Genomic DNA, 16,025 nt, shown 5'->3' with positions numbered 1-16,025 from the left:
GATTGTTGATAGCTTGGCGGTTAGACCGCCGTCATTACGCAGTAACGTACTTCAACAGCTCAACCACTTGCTCGGGGGTTTGCGCCCAAGCCATGGCCGCGGCATCCACTTCTTTCAGCGGATGAACGATGTCTTCATCGTGCAGGGTGACGTAAGGCGTACCCATGGCCGCGCAATAACCGGCATCAAACGCCGCGTTCCACTGCTTGTACTTGTCACCGAATCGAATCACCGCTATGTCACACTGTTCCAGCAGGGTCTTGGTACGGATCGCATTCACCTTGGAAGACTGGTGGTCGCGCCAGAAGTTGTTCTCCGGCTTGCCCAGAAAATCACCGGCGGCGTCGCTGGAATCGTGATCGGTATTGGCAGATACAAATTCTACCGGCAGGCCAGCGGCTTCCGCACCGGCTGCAATCTGCTCACGCCAGTCTGTGTGGATTTCACCGGATAGGTAAACAGTCCAGATCATTATGCTCTCCTGTAGGCATTGAAAGGCTTTGAACCGAGGATAATACGCCAATACCTGCGGATGTTCACTGCGGGTTATCCGGCACTGGCCGGTAACCCGCAGCCCGGCGCACAAGAACGTGCGTCAGGCCATCAACTTCAGCAAAGCTTCTGCAGCCGCGGCTGAAGACGCCGGGTTTTGGCCGGTGACCAACCAGCCATCGGTGACCACGTAGGACTGCCAGTCATCGCCCTTGCTGTAATGACCACCATTACTCTTCAGCATATCTTCAACTAAAAATGGCACCACGTCGGTCAGGCCAACCGCGTCTTCTTCGGTGTTGGTAAAGCCGGTGACGTTTTTGCCAGACACCAGAGGCTTTCCGTCTTGGCCTTTGACGTGGCGCAGCACGCCGGGCGCGTGACAAACTGCCCCTACCGGGGTGCCTGCCTTAATCGCGTTTTCAATCAACGCAATGGACGTGGGGTCTTCCGCCAGATCCCACAACGGACCATGGCCGCCGGGATAGAACACAGCATCAAAGTCCTCCAGCGAGACATCCGCCAACTTGGCGGTTGAAGCTAATGCGGCCATGGCTTCTGCATCGGCTTCGAAACGATCGGTGGCTTCGGTCAGCGCGTCTTTCTGACTGCTGTTAGGGTCGAGCGGTGGCTGGCCACCCTGAGGCGACGCCAGAACCACCTTGGCACCCGCGTCTTTGAACACGTAATAGGGTGCAGCGAGTTCTTCCAGCCAGAAACCGGTCTTTTCACCGGTGTTGCCGAGTTGATCGTGGGATGTCAGTACCATTAATACGTTCATAGTCTTTCCTCACCTGATCTGAATGGTTTTTGGGTCAAAGTCCCGAAGGTTAGGCTCCGAAATCCACCACCACTTTGCCGAAGTTCTTACCTTCCAGAAGGCCGATGAAGGCCTCCGGGGCGGAGTCAAAACCCTGCACCCGGTCTTCTTTGATACGAATCTGGCCGGCTTGTAGCCATTGGGTCATTTCTTTAGCGAACGGAGCGTACCCGGTTTCATAATGGTCCATGATGATGAAGCCCTGCATGCGGATGCGCTTGCGCAGAATCATACCGGCCAGCATGGGCACGCGATCCGGCCCCTGCGGTAGTTCCGTCGCGTTGTAATGAGCGATCACACCGCACACCGGGATACGGGCGAAATCGTTAAGCAGCGGCAATACCGCATCAAACACCGCACCACCTACGTTCTCGTAATACACATCAATGCCATCCGGGGCGGCCTTGGCCAGTTCTGCCTCGAAGTTCGGCGAATGCCTGTCCAGGCTTTCATCAAAGCCCAGTGTGTCTTTCACGTACTGCTGCTTTTCACCGCCACTGGTGATGCCAACCACCCGGCAGCCTTTCAGCTTAGCGATCTGCCCTACCACTGAGCCTACCGCTCCGCTGGCTGAGGCCACGACAACGGTTTCGCCCGGTTTTGGCTCACCGATGTTCAGCAAACCGTGATACGCGGTGAAACCGGGCATACCCATCAGGCTCAAGGCGTAAGAAGGCTCGGGCAAACCTTCGACCGACATCAGCCCCGTGCCGTCAGACACTTCGTATTCCTGCCAGCCGCTACCCGCCAGTACCCGATCGCCTTTGGCGAACTTCGGATTTCTGGATTCCACCACTTCCGAAACGGTGCCACCTACAATCACCTCGCCAATGTTCAGAGACGGTGCATAGGACGGCGCGTCGCTCATTCGGCCACGCATGTAAGGGTCTAAAGACAGGTAGCGTGTTTTGAGCAACACCTCACCTTCGTTCAGGCTCGGGATGTCGCTTTCCACCAGTTTGAAATCTTCCGGGGTTGGTGCGCCTTTCGGGCGCTGGTTCAATACCCACTGACGATTTTTCATCGGTACATTCTCCATGATCTTTTCTCCTCCGTTACAGGCTGGCTTCGAGGGCACGACGGCTGATGTCTGGTGTTACATCGCCATGTTCACCCAGTTTCGTCATGCCGTGGCGTTCAAGCTGGCTGATGATGTCGTCGATGGAGCTCTCATCGAGTCCGTAGTCCGGTAGACGAGTCGGGATAGAAAGACTTTCGAAAAACTGGCGCGTGGCCTGGATCGTTTTCTCAATACGCTCAGCTTCAGAGCCTTCCCGAATGTTCCAAACCCGCTCACCATACTGTAGCAACTTTTCGGCCTTTGACTCGCGGCGCACCTCCAGCATGCCGGGCAAGACAATGGCCAGGGTCCGGGCATGATCGATACCGTACAACGCCGTGAGTTCATGACCCACCATGTGCGTTGCCCAGTCCTGTGGTACGCCCGCACCGATCAAACCGTTCAATGCCAGCGTCGCGACCCACATCAGGTTGGCTCTCAGCTCATAGTTTTCCGGGTCTTCCAGTACTTTCGGGCCGATCTCGACGAGCGTTTGCAGCAGACCTTCTGCAAAACGGTCCTGCACCATGCCATTCGCCGGATACGTCAGGTACTGTTCAATGATGTGCGTAAACGCATCGGCCACGCCGTTGCTGACTTGCTTAGCCGGCAAGGTGAAGGTTTTCACCGGGTCCAGAATGGAGAACGCGGGATACACCAACGGGCTGGCAAACGGCAGTTTTGCCTGCAGAGCCTTGTTGGTCACGACCGCGCCGCTGTTCATCTCGGAACCGGTGGCGGGCAAGGTCAATACAGAGCCAAACGGAATCGCATGGCGAATATTCCGCCCGCGTTTCTCAAGAATGCTCCATGGGTCGCCGTCGAAATTTACGGCAGCGGCAACAAACTTGGTGCCGTCAATGACGGACCCGCCACCCACGGCCAGCAGGAAGTCGAACTGATCTTGCTCGATCAGCGCTACGGCTTTCATCAGGGTTTCGTAGGTCGGGTTTGGCTCAATGCCACCGAACTCAGCCACGTGCCGGTCGCCCAAGGCCTGCTTTACCTCATCAAGAGTGCCGGTCTTTCGGGCACTTTCACCGCCGAACAGTACCAGCACCCGCGCATCGGCCGGCACCAGATCATCAAGGCGAGCCACTGTACTTTCACCAAATACGATTCGGGTGGGATTGTAGAACTCGAAATTATTCATAACGCCTCACTCTTAGACCAGTCGTCTAGTGATTGGGTAAATAAAAAGCCGATCAGATCGGCTTAGTTTTTAACATCTGCTCTCAGTCTAAAACATGATTAGACCAGTCGTCTACACTCAAATGAAAATTCAAAGATCCTATCGGGATACCATGGGGCCTAAACCAACGACACCAATGCCAACAGCCCAAAGAACAAGCCGATAATCGCGGCCATGGGCAGGGCCTCTGCAGCCGATTGCGTCGGTTTCATCAAGCTACGCTTCAACGCTTTCAGAAAACGCTTGGGGGTGTAGATGTTTTTCCGGTAGTTAGCCTGGTAGTACGCCTGCATTTCTTGGGGCATGCTGTCCCGGTCGAAGCGGTACCAGAGTTTTAATACCCCCATTTGATCCTTCTGGCGGGCCCAATCTCCTATCACTCCCGGCAATAAACGGAAAAATACGGCAGATCCGAAATCGATGATTTTCGGTTCGCCCGAAGGCGAGCACAGCACGTTACCGGAATTACCCAGATCAAAATGCACCACACCGCTTCCATGCATCTGTTGCACCGAGGCGTATAGTTTCACAAAGAAGTCGTTCGGAACACCGCCGCGCCGGCCCAGCTCTTTAAGGGGCACACCCTCAACGTGCTGATATTGAAGAGCACCCCTGCAGTCAGCGCACCGATAAACGTGATTAGGGGTAAACGGAAGGCCTTCGACAGCCTTGAGCATTCGGTATTCATGCCTGGCCAGCATTCGAAAGTATTGAGTAAGCGGAAACATAAAAGAAGGATAGGTTTTCACCACCTGCTTTACCCCCGCCGGGTTCTCGGCAACAACGGTTACCGGCTTGTGCCAACGCTTGGCACGCTCACGGCTTCCACCGCACTTTGCACCCACATCAAAACAATCGACAAAACTGCCACTACAAGAACTCATTCCGCCTTCCTTTTGATGGATGTTACCGAGCAATGTCGGAGGAAGGCCTATTATTGGTGGGCAACGACTATAAAAATAATTCGTAAGTCGTATCTTTCATATCACTGGCAGTGATACGAGGCTTAGGAGTCAGGGCAGGTGTAAATAAACCGGAAGCAGACTATGGCCAGCGCAGAGCTATAGAGCGAGCATTTCTCTGGTTGCCACCAGTGCGCACTCCATGGGCTCCGGGTCCCGAGTGATTTTGCTGCGCAGGCTTGCGCCCAGCCACAACTGGTACAAAGTGGAAGCGGTGACTTTGGCGTTCAGAGTCGCTGGCAGGGAACCATCTTCTATGCCCTCTGCAACCGCCTGCTCCAACCGTGTAACAACCCGCGAGGTTTCCCGCGCTAAAACCGCTCGCATAGTTTCAGACAAATCACTGACCTCGGCGGCCAGCTTCACCGTGAGACATTTACCTTTCGGATCACAGGCCGATTGCGTTTCCAGCCAGGTTTGCCAATAGCTGATCAGGCGCTCGGCACCGTTCAGGCCCGGACGCGACAGCATAGTGTTCAGAGTTTCGTGGTAATCGGCAAAATAACTCTTGAGCAACTCTTCCCCAAACGCTTCTTTGGAGCCGAAGTAATGATAGAACGATCCTTTCGGCACACCGGCAGCCTGCAGGATCTGATTTAATCCCACAGCACTGAATCCCTTGCCACTGATGATGACCTGGGCGGTTTCGAGGATGTGGCTGCGCACATCTTGAGTTGCTACTTTTGCTTGCATGGCGAAATTCTAAGCGGGATTAGACCAATTGTCTAGAAAGCATACATAGGAGCTTGGTAAAGCTTCTTCGGGCTAAAAAACAGGCATCAACCAATCCCCAGCCCCACAATTTAACGTGAAGAGCATGGCGATGCGGTCATGATTTCATGCCAACGCTCCTGAAGGAGCCGCTCAAGGTGGCCCCGGATCCAGATAACCCCGGGGTCACGGTCGTGGCGGGCGTGCCAAATCAAGTAGAGGCTGGTCGGGTCTACTTTGAACGGGAGCTCGCCCATCCACAGTCCGTTGACGAAGCCGCAGTCCTGACTGATCAATTCAGGCACGGCCGCAATCAGATCGGTTTCTCTGAGAAGCTCGGGTGCAATCGAAAACTGGTTAACCGTTGCTGCAATTCTGCGGCTCTGGCCTTTCTGGTCAAGATAACTGTCCACGTACCCGTGAACATCTCCGGACATGGTCACCAGCAAGTGACGAGCTTCCAGAAATTCCTCCAGCGTGATTGGCCGCCCGGCAAGGGGGTGATCTTCGCGCATGGCCAACACGTAGCCGCTTTCAAACAGCCAGGTGCTGCGCAAACTGTGATCGTGGTGATGCAACATTCCCACCGCCAAATCGACGTTTGCTTCCCGCAAGCCGTCATGGGTGCCCTCGGGCGTATAGGGCACGGCATAGATATCGACTCCTGGTGCCTCCTGCTCCAGCAGCTTGATCAAAGGGCGCCAGACCATCTCTACGATGACGTCGGTCACCGCTAGCCGGAATTTCCGCTTCGAGGTTTGGGGATCAAACTGTGTGGCACTCACGGCGTTCGTCAGGGCATACATAGGCCCACCCACCTGATCCCACAAGCTCAACGCATAAGACGTGGGCTCGATGTTCCTGCCTTTGCGCACGAACACCGGATCGTTCCAGATCTGGCGCATTCTGGAGATGGCATTCGACACCGCCGGCTGGGTCATGGCGAGACGGTCAGCCGCACGCGTGACCGACCGCTCCGTCATGATGGCGTCGAAGATATAGAGCAACTGAAGCTCTTGGTTCTTCATCGACAGTTACTCCGAGTTATTCGGTTCAGACTTTTACAGATTGCCTTTTACAAACGTGCGCAACTCACTCAGGCTGCCTGCACCGGTTTGGCGAGCGATAGGGGCACCGTCTTTAAAGAGCGCCAGAGTCGGGATGGCCCGAATGCTCATTTTGGCAGCCACTTCCGGGCTATCATCAACGTTTACTTTAGCAACGGTCAACTGCCCGTCGAATTCCTCGGCCAGTTCTTCAAGCAGAGGCGCTATCGCTTTACAGGGACCGCACCACGGCGCCCAAAAATCAACCAGAACGGGCTTATCACTCTCCAGCACCGCTTTATCAAAATCGGCGTCAGTTACATGGATAATGTCAGTCATCGTTATTGCTCCTAAAGAATAAACTGCTGATCGCTACCTTGCGACTGAATGACCGGCAATACCAATTTTCCAATTGTATGATTCACATTCACCAATCTGATACCAGCCTCGTCTCTAACGGGTGGCTGGCTGAAGCTTTCTTGGCAAGCGCTCGAAAGGACAACTGCAGCAGGCTCCGTCACATAATTTTCAGTGATGTATCCCATACCGTTTCCAAATTATTCACAGCCATCCATGGGGCGCATACTGCATGCCATCTGATCCCGAGCCGCTTCCGGCTTGACGATCCATACTCATACCGAATAGGAGCAAGATGATGCGTAACTTTATCCTCGCCGCCTTAACTTCTCTCGTTGTTATTGCTGCCGTACCGGCACACGCAAGCCTTGCAGACCGCGAGTCAGACAACGCACGGGTAGAAACCACCGAACCGGCCCCGTACAGCGGCCAAACCGTCATTCGGGGTGAAATCGTCTCGGATTAATACGGTCAACTTTTCGTTTTTTCTTTTGCATCTTGGCACCAGGGACGGTGCGTTTTTTGATCTTCCTTTCCGAGCCGCGACCGCGGGACGGACTCTTAATGAATCAACCCGTGATTGGTGCGGTAGAATCCTATTTTGAGGTTGATAAGATCTACATCCTCGGAAAGCCGTTCTCATCAGGACGCTGTAGATTCAGGAAAAGGAATTCATGCCCAAACCACGAGCCCACACTTGCCCCTCATGCGCCAACCTAAGTCTGGCAACCACCAGCAACCCGTCGATTTTAAGCTGCCTACACTGCCACGGCATGTGGTTTGAAGACGGTGCGCTGAACCAAGCCATTGCCAATAGTCATGATCACATCGACCACTATGACCATGAGCAACACCTGGGCTCTGCTCTACGAACCAGCGACCGACAATGCCGGCGCTGCCGGGTTTCCATGGTTCATTACCAACTGCTGAAACACTACACGACAGAAATCGACTGCTGCCCGAGCTGTGACGGAGTCTGGCTGGATAAGCACGAAGTCGACCAAGTGATGCACTCCCCGGAACTGAAACGGGCGCTGAAAAACCTCAATGAAAAGGTGAGCTGGAAGTCTTGGCTATTTCAGTTTTTTACGGCCATGCCCGTGGAATACAACATTAAGCCCCACCGCACACCTTGGGTCACCCGAGCATTAATTGCACTTTGCAGCCTCGTATTTATCGCCGGCCTGCTCTCCCCCGAAATCAACGACTGGGTGTTCGCATACTGGGGGCTCAACTCTGAAAACCAGAGCCCTGCACATTTTGCCATCCAGCTCCTGACCTATCAGTTCGTCCATGGCGGTTTCATGCACTTGGCCGGCAACATGTATTTTCTGTGGATCATTGGGGACAACCTGGAAGACGCCCTCGGGCATGGCGCCTTTCTCGTAATGTACCTGTTTGCCGGCGTGATGGCGGCTTTGGCGGAACTGCTATTGTTCGACAGCAGCCAAGGCCCGCTGCTGTTGGTGGGGGCCAGCGGGTCTATCGCCGCGCTATTCGGCCTCTACTTAATGTGGTTCCGCCACGCCAGTCTTACCTTCATGATCATTGTTTACCAGAAGAAACTCGCACCCCATTGGTACTTCCTGATCTGGAGCCTGATTAATCTGTTCGGCATGCTATCCGGCCAAGGCGGTGTGGCTTGGGTGGCCCACTTGGGCGGCTTCGCGCTTGGCCTATTGCTGGGTTATCTGCTGCGGGATTATGTGTTCAGGAAGAATCCGCTGATTGCGATGCTGAATCGGTCGGAGGCTGAGTTGCGGCGTTAGGATTTACGCCCCTGTGCAGTAATCAGCCAAATATTTTGAGGCAGCGTTTGTACATCTCGTCTGTCTTCTGCTTGTACGTGGCACTGTCCATGTCCCGCCAGTAACGAGGATCCCGGCCTGTGCGCTTGTCATGCTCGGCGGTTACGGGGTCTTTGTCACGATGGGGTTCAAACAAGGGAATGTCCGGCAAAGGGGCCGTGCTGTCCATGTATTGAAGCCAGAAATTCCATAGGGCCTTGTGATCTTCATCGTTAGCAGAAGCTGCCTGAAAGGCAGTGAGGGTCAGGGCTTCCTCCCGATATCGGTGAACCATTGCACCGTAGTAGAGCGGTAACCCCTGGTGGGTGGGTCCGCTGTGGACATAGCCGTCAAACTCGGAAAACGGCGACTGCCAGGCAATCTGGCCGGCATCTCGTTTCTTTTTTGGGTTGCGGAAAACCGTGACTAGCCCCGTGCGGCGGTTAAACTCCCAAAGGGGGCCTTTTGGGTCTTTGTAGATCACACTGGGGAAGAGGCGTTCGATCAGGCTGATAACACCCCAAACAAGAGCACAACCACCCCCACCATAAAACACTACAGGAATATAAAATTCTTTAAGTAAAGACTGCCAATTATCTTCAACTGTAAAGAGCATTGTAATGTTTATAAGGGTAAAGACGAGGACACCTATAGTCGAAAGAAATTTCGCAAAAGCTTTCACTATTAACCATCGCCAAGATGAACTTGGCAGAGTAGCGTAGCGAACACTCTCTTGGTTGATCCAGGCAATCGGCACTTTCTTTGTCTCTTTACCGTGCTCTTTTTTAACGTACCAGTTCGTATCCTCATCCTGATTAGGCGGCCAAGTCTCCAGAAAGTCACCGGGCACTATATTAGGGAAGTAATCCTTAGACAGTTTTTGCCCCGCTGCCCACTGAAACCGAAAGCTCCGGGAGCGAATGTCCTGTTGTCTTTTACGACGAGGTTTACTATCCCGCCCAGGTTGCCAGGCAGTTGGGCTGTAGTAGCTACTCTCAGCCATTGGAAGCTGTCTCCATAGTATTTCGGTTCCGGTGAGCACGAATGTTCAAGGCTACCCGGTTTGTGGTCAGGTTCGCCCAGAAAGGAGTATCATCCCGGGTAAAATCCGGCTCATCGTGGTTGCCATGTTTACTCTCTTGATAAACCATGGGATCGCTGACAGGCGGAGCCGGAAACACATAGTCCTGAGCTGAACCCAGTTTGGCAACCAGCCTAGCCCTTACTGCCCACTCGTAATAGACCAACCCTTCTGGCTTGGGCGTATGAAACCAGTATTCAATTCCATTTGGTAAGTCTTTGCTGTGGGTCCACCAATGGTCAGAAGAGGGCTTCTGATATTCTCTTTTAATAACTGTGCTGCCCCCCGCAGGTGGGTTAGGCCGTCGTTGCTCTTTAAGACGACGAATGTGAACATTGAATGCACCGTTCCCCAATACACTCACCAAATTGCTTTTGACCACCAAGCGGAAATTGGTCTTTATCAGCTCATCGTGCAGCGCATCTATCTCCTCACGGGAAGGTTTTACCCCTTGGCGACCAAGCCGGGCTTGAGCCACCCGGCGTGCCTCAGCTGAGTTTACGTGATGTAGCGATTCCTCGATCCGCACACCGGCCAGGATATTGGCAAGCCGGTAGAAAGCCTCCCGCTCCGGCACCGGTTTCCGTGCTGGCATTTCGGGCGTGTCATCCGCCCAGGGCAGCCAGGACCAACTGCCCTCAGATGCCCCTGTATGAGCTTCTTCACTCAGCGCAATTGGGGCTGTTTCAGGAGCCTTTCCCCACAAGTGTTCGTATGATGCATTGCGATAGTCTCCGAATGGTCCATTCTTAAGCCAGGATTCCAGTTCGTCGTCTTCCAAAAGGCTTGCCGCCACCGATCCACCAATAATCAGAGTCAGACCAATTCCCATAACAATCCATCCCGCTGGATTGCTAAGTCCCAGCACCGCCGCCGTGCCGGATGCCGCTGCGGTTCCGGAGCTCATCAACGACACGCTGGCCCAGCCCGTCATTAACGCGCCAATACTCGAGCCTCCCATGACAATGGCTGAAGCCGTTTGGCCAGTTCTCAGGTAGTAAATGGAGTCCGCTGCTCTGATACTCGCATCTAGCAGGGCCAGTATAGACACTGATGCCATTCGCAAGGTTACCGTTCGTGGCAACTGACTCCCAAACGCTTGAGAGATTCGGCCTGCAGCAACTGCTTTCTCTACGTCAAATATCACCCGGTTCATTTGGCGAGCAATAATCGTGTTGTCCATCATTTTCTTGGACAATTGTTCTAAGACAGCAATTGAAGCGAAAGCCAGATCCGATATTGCTGATACATACTCTGCTCGAGCACGCCCCTTACCTCGCAACCTAGTCAATTCTTCGTAACTTGCAGCCACACCATTTAAATTCCAAAGTTCAAACCCCAACACCACATAAGGTAATCCAAGCCCATCCAGAGTCTTACCAAGACTACGCTGGCGACTTATCTGTTTACGCACCTCGCGGTAATTCTTGACCAGTTCGGAGTTTGCGGGCGCCATAAACGCGTAAAACCGACCGGACTCCCCCACACTCACTCCGGCGGGCACTCTATTCGGATTGGTGCTTCCAATGATGCGCCCTTCGCTGTCTTGGATTTCTCCCAGGAACCGGCCACTATGATTATTGCGATTAAAGTAATCACGCTCTGCCTCGGTCAGCCCATTACGCAAACCAATTTCGGGATCTTCCACACCCAGCATAATCATATTCATCCCCTGAGACCCTTGGGGCAGGAGATGAAGTTCGCCTAGCAAAGTGGGGTTCATAGCCTTAAGGGCCCGGACCATCGGGCCATGAATATCCAGATCGATGCGCATTACTTCGCCATAAACTCGTTGCAGAGCTTTATTGAACTGGTTCATTAGCTGGCCACTTATTCCATCAAGGGCCTTGGCTGTCATCCTCAAAAATCCAAGAGAGTTGAAAGCACCCTGCTCAGTAAGGGCCACCATTGATAAGGCCTCCAAAGTTTGCAGGTTTTCCCGGGCCGGCAACTGGTCATCCTGATCCAGCTTCGCAAAGGCAACTGGCCGGAATCGGCCGTCACCCGTGTTGATTTCTGGTTCTGGTGACTCATAGGGCCGGTTCAGCGGCACAGCTTCAACTTCCGGATACAGCATTGCATGCAACGGGTAATCTGAATCTTCTTTTGCAATGTTGATAACCAACCGTGAAGCTGTAAGGGCCGGATTATCATCCGCATCGGTCAGGCGACCGCTGCAACGGGTATCGCAATCTGGGTTACTGGCGGCCAGCCAGGGTTTATCAACAGCCTCGGCATCATGCTGCAAAGTGCTGAACAACTGCCCCACCAAAACGAAACCGCTCTGGTAGTCACCCCCTTCCAGAGAAAACAGGTCAGCCAGCCGGGTCTGGTTATGGCTGTCTTTTATTAAGTCCAGTAGTCGTCGTTGGGCAACTTTGATCGTGTTGATCCCATGCGCCCGATAAGCTGCGTGAAGAGCCTGCCCGAGCTTACCAGCCACTGAGATATCAAGATGTTCCGTATGCTTATTCAAAGGATTGGACTGCCCTCCCAGCGTTTCGGGCAGTATCGTCTGTTCGACCAGTTCAGCGCTTTGGTAATGGGGCTGCCGACTGGCCCACTTCCGCAAATTCTTTTGGTACATCACCCCAGCGTTGGCGCGGGCCAGAGCTTTGCGGATTTCATACAATTCATCGTAAACGACAATGCCCAGTACGCCTCTTTTACGGCAATCTTCAAAGATATCCCTGGATTCACCAATACTCTCCCACACTGCGCGAGTACTGGCATCCGCAGTTGCGGTGTTACCCCCTCCCCCAACAAGATCCTGTAACACCATGCTCCTGGTTGCTGCAGTGGGACCCAAGTCTGTATGTTGATACTGACTTTCACGCCATGCGCTTTCAGCATCGTCTCCCCCGGCAAAAAAGCCTTTCTGTTCTTCAACTGCCAGGTCATAACATTCCAGCCCATACCGGCCATCAAGATCGCTGAGAAATTCAAAGGTACAAGGTAGCTGTTCTTCTAGTAACGGTTGCCGGCCACGCTGAGGCCCCACTTCATCCAGTGAAACCAATTCTGCAAACTTCGAGTGCCAGCGGGCATCCGGGCGCTGCACAATCCTCTGGGTCCGTTCGTCCAGTGCGGTTTCATCACTTTCCAGAAAAGCTATGCGCGCAGCGGACCACTGAACTTCAGACCAGGCTACTCGGACATCACTTTTATATGTGAAACTTGAGGGGTGATAGCTCACCGGCACCCAAATCTCTCCCAAGGGCACGGTCACAGCTGGCCGCCTGTCTGCAATCAAATGTTGCTGCCCCTCTTCTCTATATCTGCTCAGCGGAATGTCTCGAAAAACGAGTTGCCCATCGTCACTCTGGGTTATATGGATTTCTCGCCATAATCGATTATTCCGGAACAAATAAAGATAACCCGATCGCGCCGAGACTATTTGTTGTGCCGGCACACCGACGATTGGTTCTTCACGTTCCACCAGCGTTAGTGGCACAAATGGCGCAAGAATCAACTTCTGGCGAATCAGCTCCCGTGGTGTTACCTCCGGAAGGCTATATAGCGGTATCAGCAAGGGGTCGCCCTTCTCCGCCATAATTTCTAATGCCACGTCAGCCTGTGGTGCATTTTCCCATGGCCATACGCGAAGCACGCTGGAGTCCAGGATTTCTTTATCAATTTGGTCATCAATAGGGGTGTAGCGAGTCGAACCTTCGTTACTTAGGATGCAGAGCTCCTGTCCTTGCGGGTGATCCGTTCCCAACACTTCCACAATGAGCGTGTCGCCCTCACAGGCAGGCCCGCAATTTCCTTGGTTTCGGGTTGCTTCTGACTCAGACATCCTTGTCACTCCTTTCTTCGTATGTCGGGTTCATGATCCGGCGTTTTCCGAGTTCAATGCGAGCCATTGCTTTTCTTCCAGTGACGGCACTGGCAGCATCGTGACTGGTTCAGGATATTTGCTCACAAGCCAACGCTGCTCATTTGGATTGCCGTGCCAATACCACACACACTCAATAGCACTATTTTCTTTCCTGGTTACTGGAGTTAGTCGGTGCCAGATTAGTGGATCATAGAGTCGTAGAAGCCCCATACGGCGCTCATCAAAGCGCACGGTGAGCCGTTCCCGCAGCCAAGCGGTCACTCCCCGCAGGCCATACCGTGATTCCAGTATCAACCCACTGAATCGACCACCTTCAAGCATCGCCATGGCCCAGCTATAGGCAGCACTATTTGCCAGCATCTCAATAACAAGGGGGCTTTCGCTCAGGTATGGCTGCCATTCTGTCTCTGCAAACAGATACTCCCAGACTGGAGATTCTGAATTTTCATAAAGTGCTTGTACCAGCGGCTTCCGTTCTCTACTTTCCAGCACCAAGTAACGAATACCTGACTCTTTTAGAGGGTGATTGTTCATAGTTCCAGCCCCTCAGACCGATTGTGCCTTGCCACAAGGGCAATGCGACAGGGGGCAAGTACCATCCGGCTGCTCTTGGCATTGCTCTACCACAGCGAAACGGTCCTGCTTTGCTTGTCGTAAACGATGCACCATGATGGCTTTGGGCTCAGCATCTTTCCTTAGCCCATCCTCCGCCAACGCCACCGACTCCACAACGCCACCGGCAGCATCCACCAACCCCGGCATCTCCGGCACCTGCACCTTCTGCCCGCTGCCCTTACCTGCAGCTCCACCCGCATTCATCTTGATGCTCGCGCCACCGATAGCCACACCGGCGGGATCGATCTTCACGAAGCTGCCGCCGGCCTTCAAGGTGATTTCGGCACCGGCTTCGATCACCGCTTTCTGGCCAGCCTTAATGTGCAGTTCGGTGCCGGAATCACTGAGCCAGGCGGTGCCGGCTTTCAGGTGTAAGGTGCCGCTTACGTTGAAGCTGTGGTCTTTACCTGTCAGCTCGCGCTTCTCGCCATCTACGGTGTGGTGGCTGTTGCCTTGGGTGTGGCTGAAGCGGTTGTTTTCCACCGTCAGATGGCTGTCGTTCTTGATGACTTCGGTACGGTTGTTTTCCGTCAGCAGGTCCAGGTCTTTCTGGGCGTGCACGTAGAGTTGTTCTTCGTCGGCTTCGTCTTCAAAGCGCAGTTCGTTGCTGCCCTCACCCTTGTGGGTTTTGGTCTTCAGGGTGGTCCGGGTTTTGTGTTCCGGCAGCGCGTACGGCGGTGTGTTGGTGGCGTGATAGGTTCTTCCGGTGATGATGGGCTGGTCCGGGTCGCCGTCGAGGAAAGACACGATCACTTCGTGGCCGATTCTGGGCAGGGCCATGAAGCCGTATTGGCCACCGGCCCAGCCCTGGGCCACGCGCAACCAGGCACTTGAGTGTTCGTCGTTCTTGGAATAGCGGTCCCACGGAAATCTTACTTTCACCCGGCCATACTGGTCGCAGTGGATTTCTTCACCCTCGGGGCCGGTGACGAGCGCCATCTGGGGGCCGTCCATCACGGGTTTGTGGTTGCACAGCGGGCGCCAGGTTTTGTCGGCCGGGATAGCGCTGAAGGTGTTGTGGTAGCTGGTGGGTTCGCTGCCACCCTCTTCTTCCAGGGCCTGGGGCTGTTTGCCGGTGTGGGTAATAGCGGTCAGCAGCCATTCCCGGTTCAGGGGCTGGCTGTCATGGTCCTGCAGTTCCACTTTGGCGCCGGGGGTGAAGTCCGGGCGGTTGCTTTTGCCGTTGGCCATGGACGCGTCGTTTCTGAGCGCATCCAGTCTGCTCTGGGTGAACGGCTGGCCGCTGGCGTCGGCTTTGTAGCGGCCGGGGTAGTCGTAGTGCTGGTAGTCTTCCCGGTGGTTAACACCGCCGGCACTTTGCTCATGCATCAGGGCGTAGGCGGGGTTCTTGAAGGTGTAGTCCTTCATGGCCACGGAGGCGGCTTTCACCCGTTCTTCGTAGGCAAACTGGAACACGCAGGCCTGCTTGGTGCTGCCACCGGCTTTGGTGTTGCAGGTAACCGGCTCCAGTTTCGGGGCGTCGCCGTGGTGGTCGGCAAGAATCAGTGCCGGTTGTTCTTCGCCATCCACGCTGCCGTGCTGGTAGCGGTAGTGCCAGCCTTCTTCGGCGACCAGGCGTTCCAGGAACTGCAGGTCGGTTTCCCGGTGCTGGACGCAGTATTCCCGTTCTTCGGGCGCGCGTTTCAGGTCGAACACCGTATCCACAATGCCCCGCTCTTCCAACAGCGTGCGCACAATGGCATCGGTGGTCTGGGCCTGGAAAATCCGGCTGTTGTGCATTAAGCCCAAACGCCACACCGGGGGGTGGATCACCACCTCATAATGGGTACGGCGATGGCCGGTGTTACCCCGTACAAATTCGTTCACCACGCCAGTAAAGCGGCGCAGAGGCTGGCCGTCTTGCCACACCACCAGATCAACGGGCTGTTCCAATACATCCGCTGCTTGCACGTCCGGGTCGGTGCTGGCCAGTTTCAAACGGCCCTGGGAGAGCGTGGATAGACCTTCGGTGAGCACAAAGCTGGCGACCACGAAATGGTCTGAGGGGAATTCGCCAATACGGGCGGTGAACTGCAATCCGCTTGCCTGGGGCATAACTTC

14 protein-coding genes are annotated in these 16,025 nt (G+C 54.4%); 2 read left to right on the top strand and 12 right to left on the bottom strand.

Features of this window, described 5'->3' with window-relative positions; genetic code table 11:
* Positions 1-34: 34 nt before the first annotated feature.
* The 8 genes from JAO79_RS03260 to trxA form a co-directional block, all read right to left on the bottom strand.
* A complete protein-coding gene (locus tag JAO79_RS03260) occupies positions 35-472 on the bottom strand; it encodes a YtoQ family protein (RefSeq protein ID WP_199005708.1) in 438 nt (145 codons plus the stop codon).
* A 123-nt stretch (positions 473-595) separates the two neighbouring features.
* Positions 596-1,273, bottom strand: coding sequence for a type 1 glutamine amidotransferase domain-containing protein (locus JAO79_RS03255; protein ID WP_199005707.1), 678 nt, complete (start codon positions 1,271-1,273; stop codon positions 596-598).
* Positions 1,274-1,322: 49 nt separating this feature from the next.
* The gene (locus tag JAO79_RS03250; protein ID WP_199005706.1) at positions 1,323-2,351 is read right to left on the bottom strand and encodes an NADP-dependent oxidoreductase; all 1,029 of its coding nucleotides are present in this window, start codon (positions 2,349-2,351) and stop codon (positions 1,323-1,325) included.
* Between the two features lie 16 nt (positions 2,352-2,367).
* The gene (locus tag JAO79_RS03245; protein ID WP_199005705.1) at positions 2,368-3,525 is read right to left on the bottom strand and encodes an iron-containing alcohol dehydrogenase; all 1,158 of its coding nucleotides are present in this window, start codon (positions 3,523-3,525) and stop codon (positions 2,368-2,370) included.
* 158 nt (positions 3,526-3,683) lie between these two features.
* Positions 3,684-4,448, bottom strand: a complete 765-nt coding sequence (locus JAO79_RS03240; protein WP_199005704.1) for a hypothetical protein — start codon at positions 4,446-4,448, stop codon at positions 3,684-3,686.
* Between the two features lie 177 nt (positions 4,449-4,625).
* On the bottom strand, positions 4,626-5,219 hold the full coding sequence (locus tag JAO79_RS03235; RefSeq protein WP_199005703.1) for a TetR/AcrR family transcriptional regulator: 594 nt from the start codon (positions 5,217-5,219) through the stop codon (positions 4,626-4,628).
* 110 nt (positions 5,220-5,329) lie between these two features.
* A complete protein-coding gene (locus JAO79_RS03230; RefSeq protein WP_199005702.1) occupies positions 5,330-6,265 on the bottom strand; it encodes a LysR family transcriptional regulator in 936 nt (311 codons plus the stop codon).
* 33 nt (positions 6,266-6,298) lie between these two features.
* Positions 6,299-6,622, bottom strand: a complete 324-nt coding sequence (trxA, locus tag JAO79_RS03225; RefSeq protein ID WP_199005701.1) for a thioredoxin — start codon at positions 6,620-6,622, stop codon at positions 6,299-6,301.
* 316 nt (positions 6,623-6,938) lie between these two features.
* Here trxA and JAO79_RS03220 point away from each other — a divergent pair, with 316 nt between their 5' ends.
* A complete protein-coding gene (locus JAO79_RS03220; protein WP_199005700.1) occupies positions 6,939-7,106 on the top strand; it encodes a hypothetical protein in 168 nt (55 codons plus the stop codon).
* A gap of 208 nt (positions 7,107-7,314) precedes the next feature.
* Positions 7,315-8,409, top strand: a complete 1,095-nt coding sequence (locus JAO79_RS03215; protein ID WP_199005699.1) for a rhomboid family intramembrane serine protease — start codon at positions 7,315-7,317, stop codon at positions 8,407-8,409.
* A 22-nt stretch (positions 8,410-8,431) separates the two neighbouring features.
* Here JAO79_RS03215 and JAO79_RS03210 read toward each other — a convergent pair whose 3' ends face one another.
* Genes JAO79_RS03210 through JAO79_RS03195 form a run of 4 tightly spaced genes read right to left on the bottom strand, consistent with a single transcriptional unit; the run spans position 8,432 to position 16,019 of the window.
* Positions 8,432-9,430, bottom strand: coding sequence for a hypothetical protein (locus tag JAO79_RS03210; protein WP_199005698.1), 999 nt, complete (start codon positions 9,428-9,430; stop codon positions 8,432-8,434).
* On the bottom strand, positions 9,423-13,307 hold the full coding sequence (locus JAO79_RS03205; RefSeq protein WP_199005697.1) for a hypothetical protein: 3,885 nt from the start codon (positions 13,305-13,307) through the stop codon (positions 9,423-9,425). The genes JAO79_RS03210 and JAO79_RS03205 overlap by 8 nt, the downstream gene beginning before the upstream one ends.
* Before the next feature lie 30 nt (positions 13,308-13,337).
* Positions 13,338-13,883 carry a DUF4123 domain-containing protein gene (locus JAO79_RS03200; RefSeq protein WP_199005696.1) on the bottom strand — a complete coding sequence of 182 codons (546 nt, stop codon included), beginning with the start codon at positions 13,881-13,883 and terminating at the stop codon, positions 13,338-13,340.
* Between the two features lie 12 nt (positions 13,884-13,895).
* Positions 13,896-16,019: a type VI secretion system Vgr family protein gene (locus JAO79_RS03195; protein WP_199005695.1), complete on the bottom strand. Its 2,124-nt coding sequence runs from the start codon at positions 16,017-16,019 to the stop codon at positions 13,896-13,898.
* Between the last annotated feature and the right edge of the window lie 6 nt (positions 16,020-16,025).

Source organism: Marinobacter litoralis (assembly GCF_016427555.1).
GTDB classification, from domain to species: Bacteria; Pseudomonadota; Gammaproteobacteria; order Pseudomonadales; family Oleiphilaceae; genus Marinobacter; species Marinobacter litoralis_A.
Note: the sequence above shows the minus strand (reverse complement) of the source record. Positions and strands in the feature narration are given on the sequence as shown.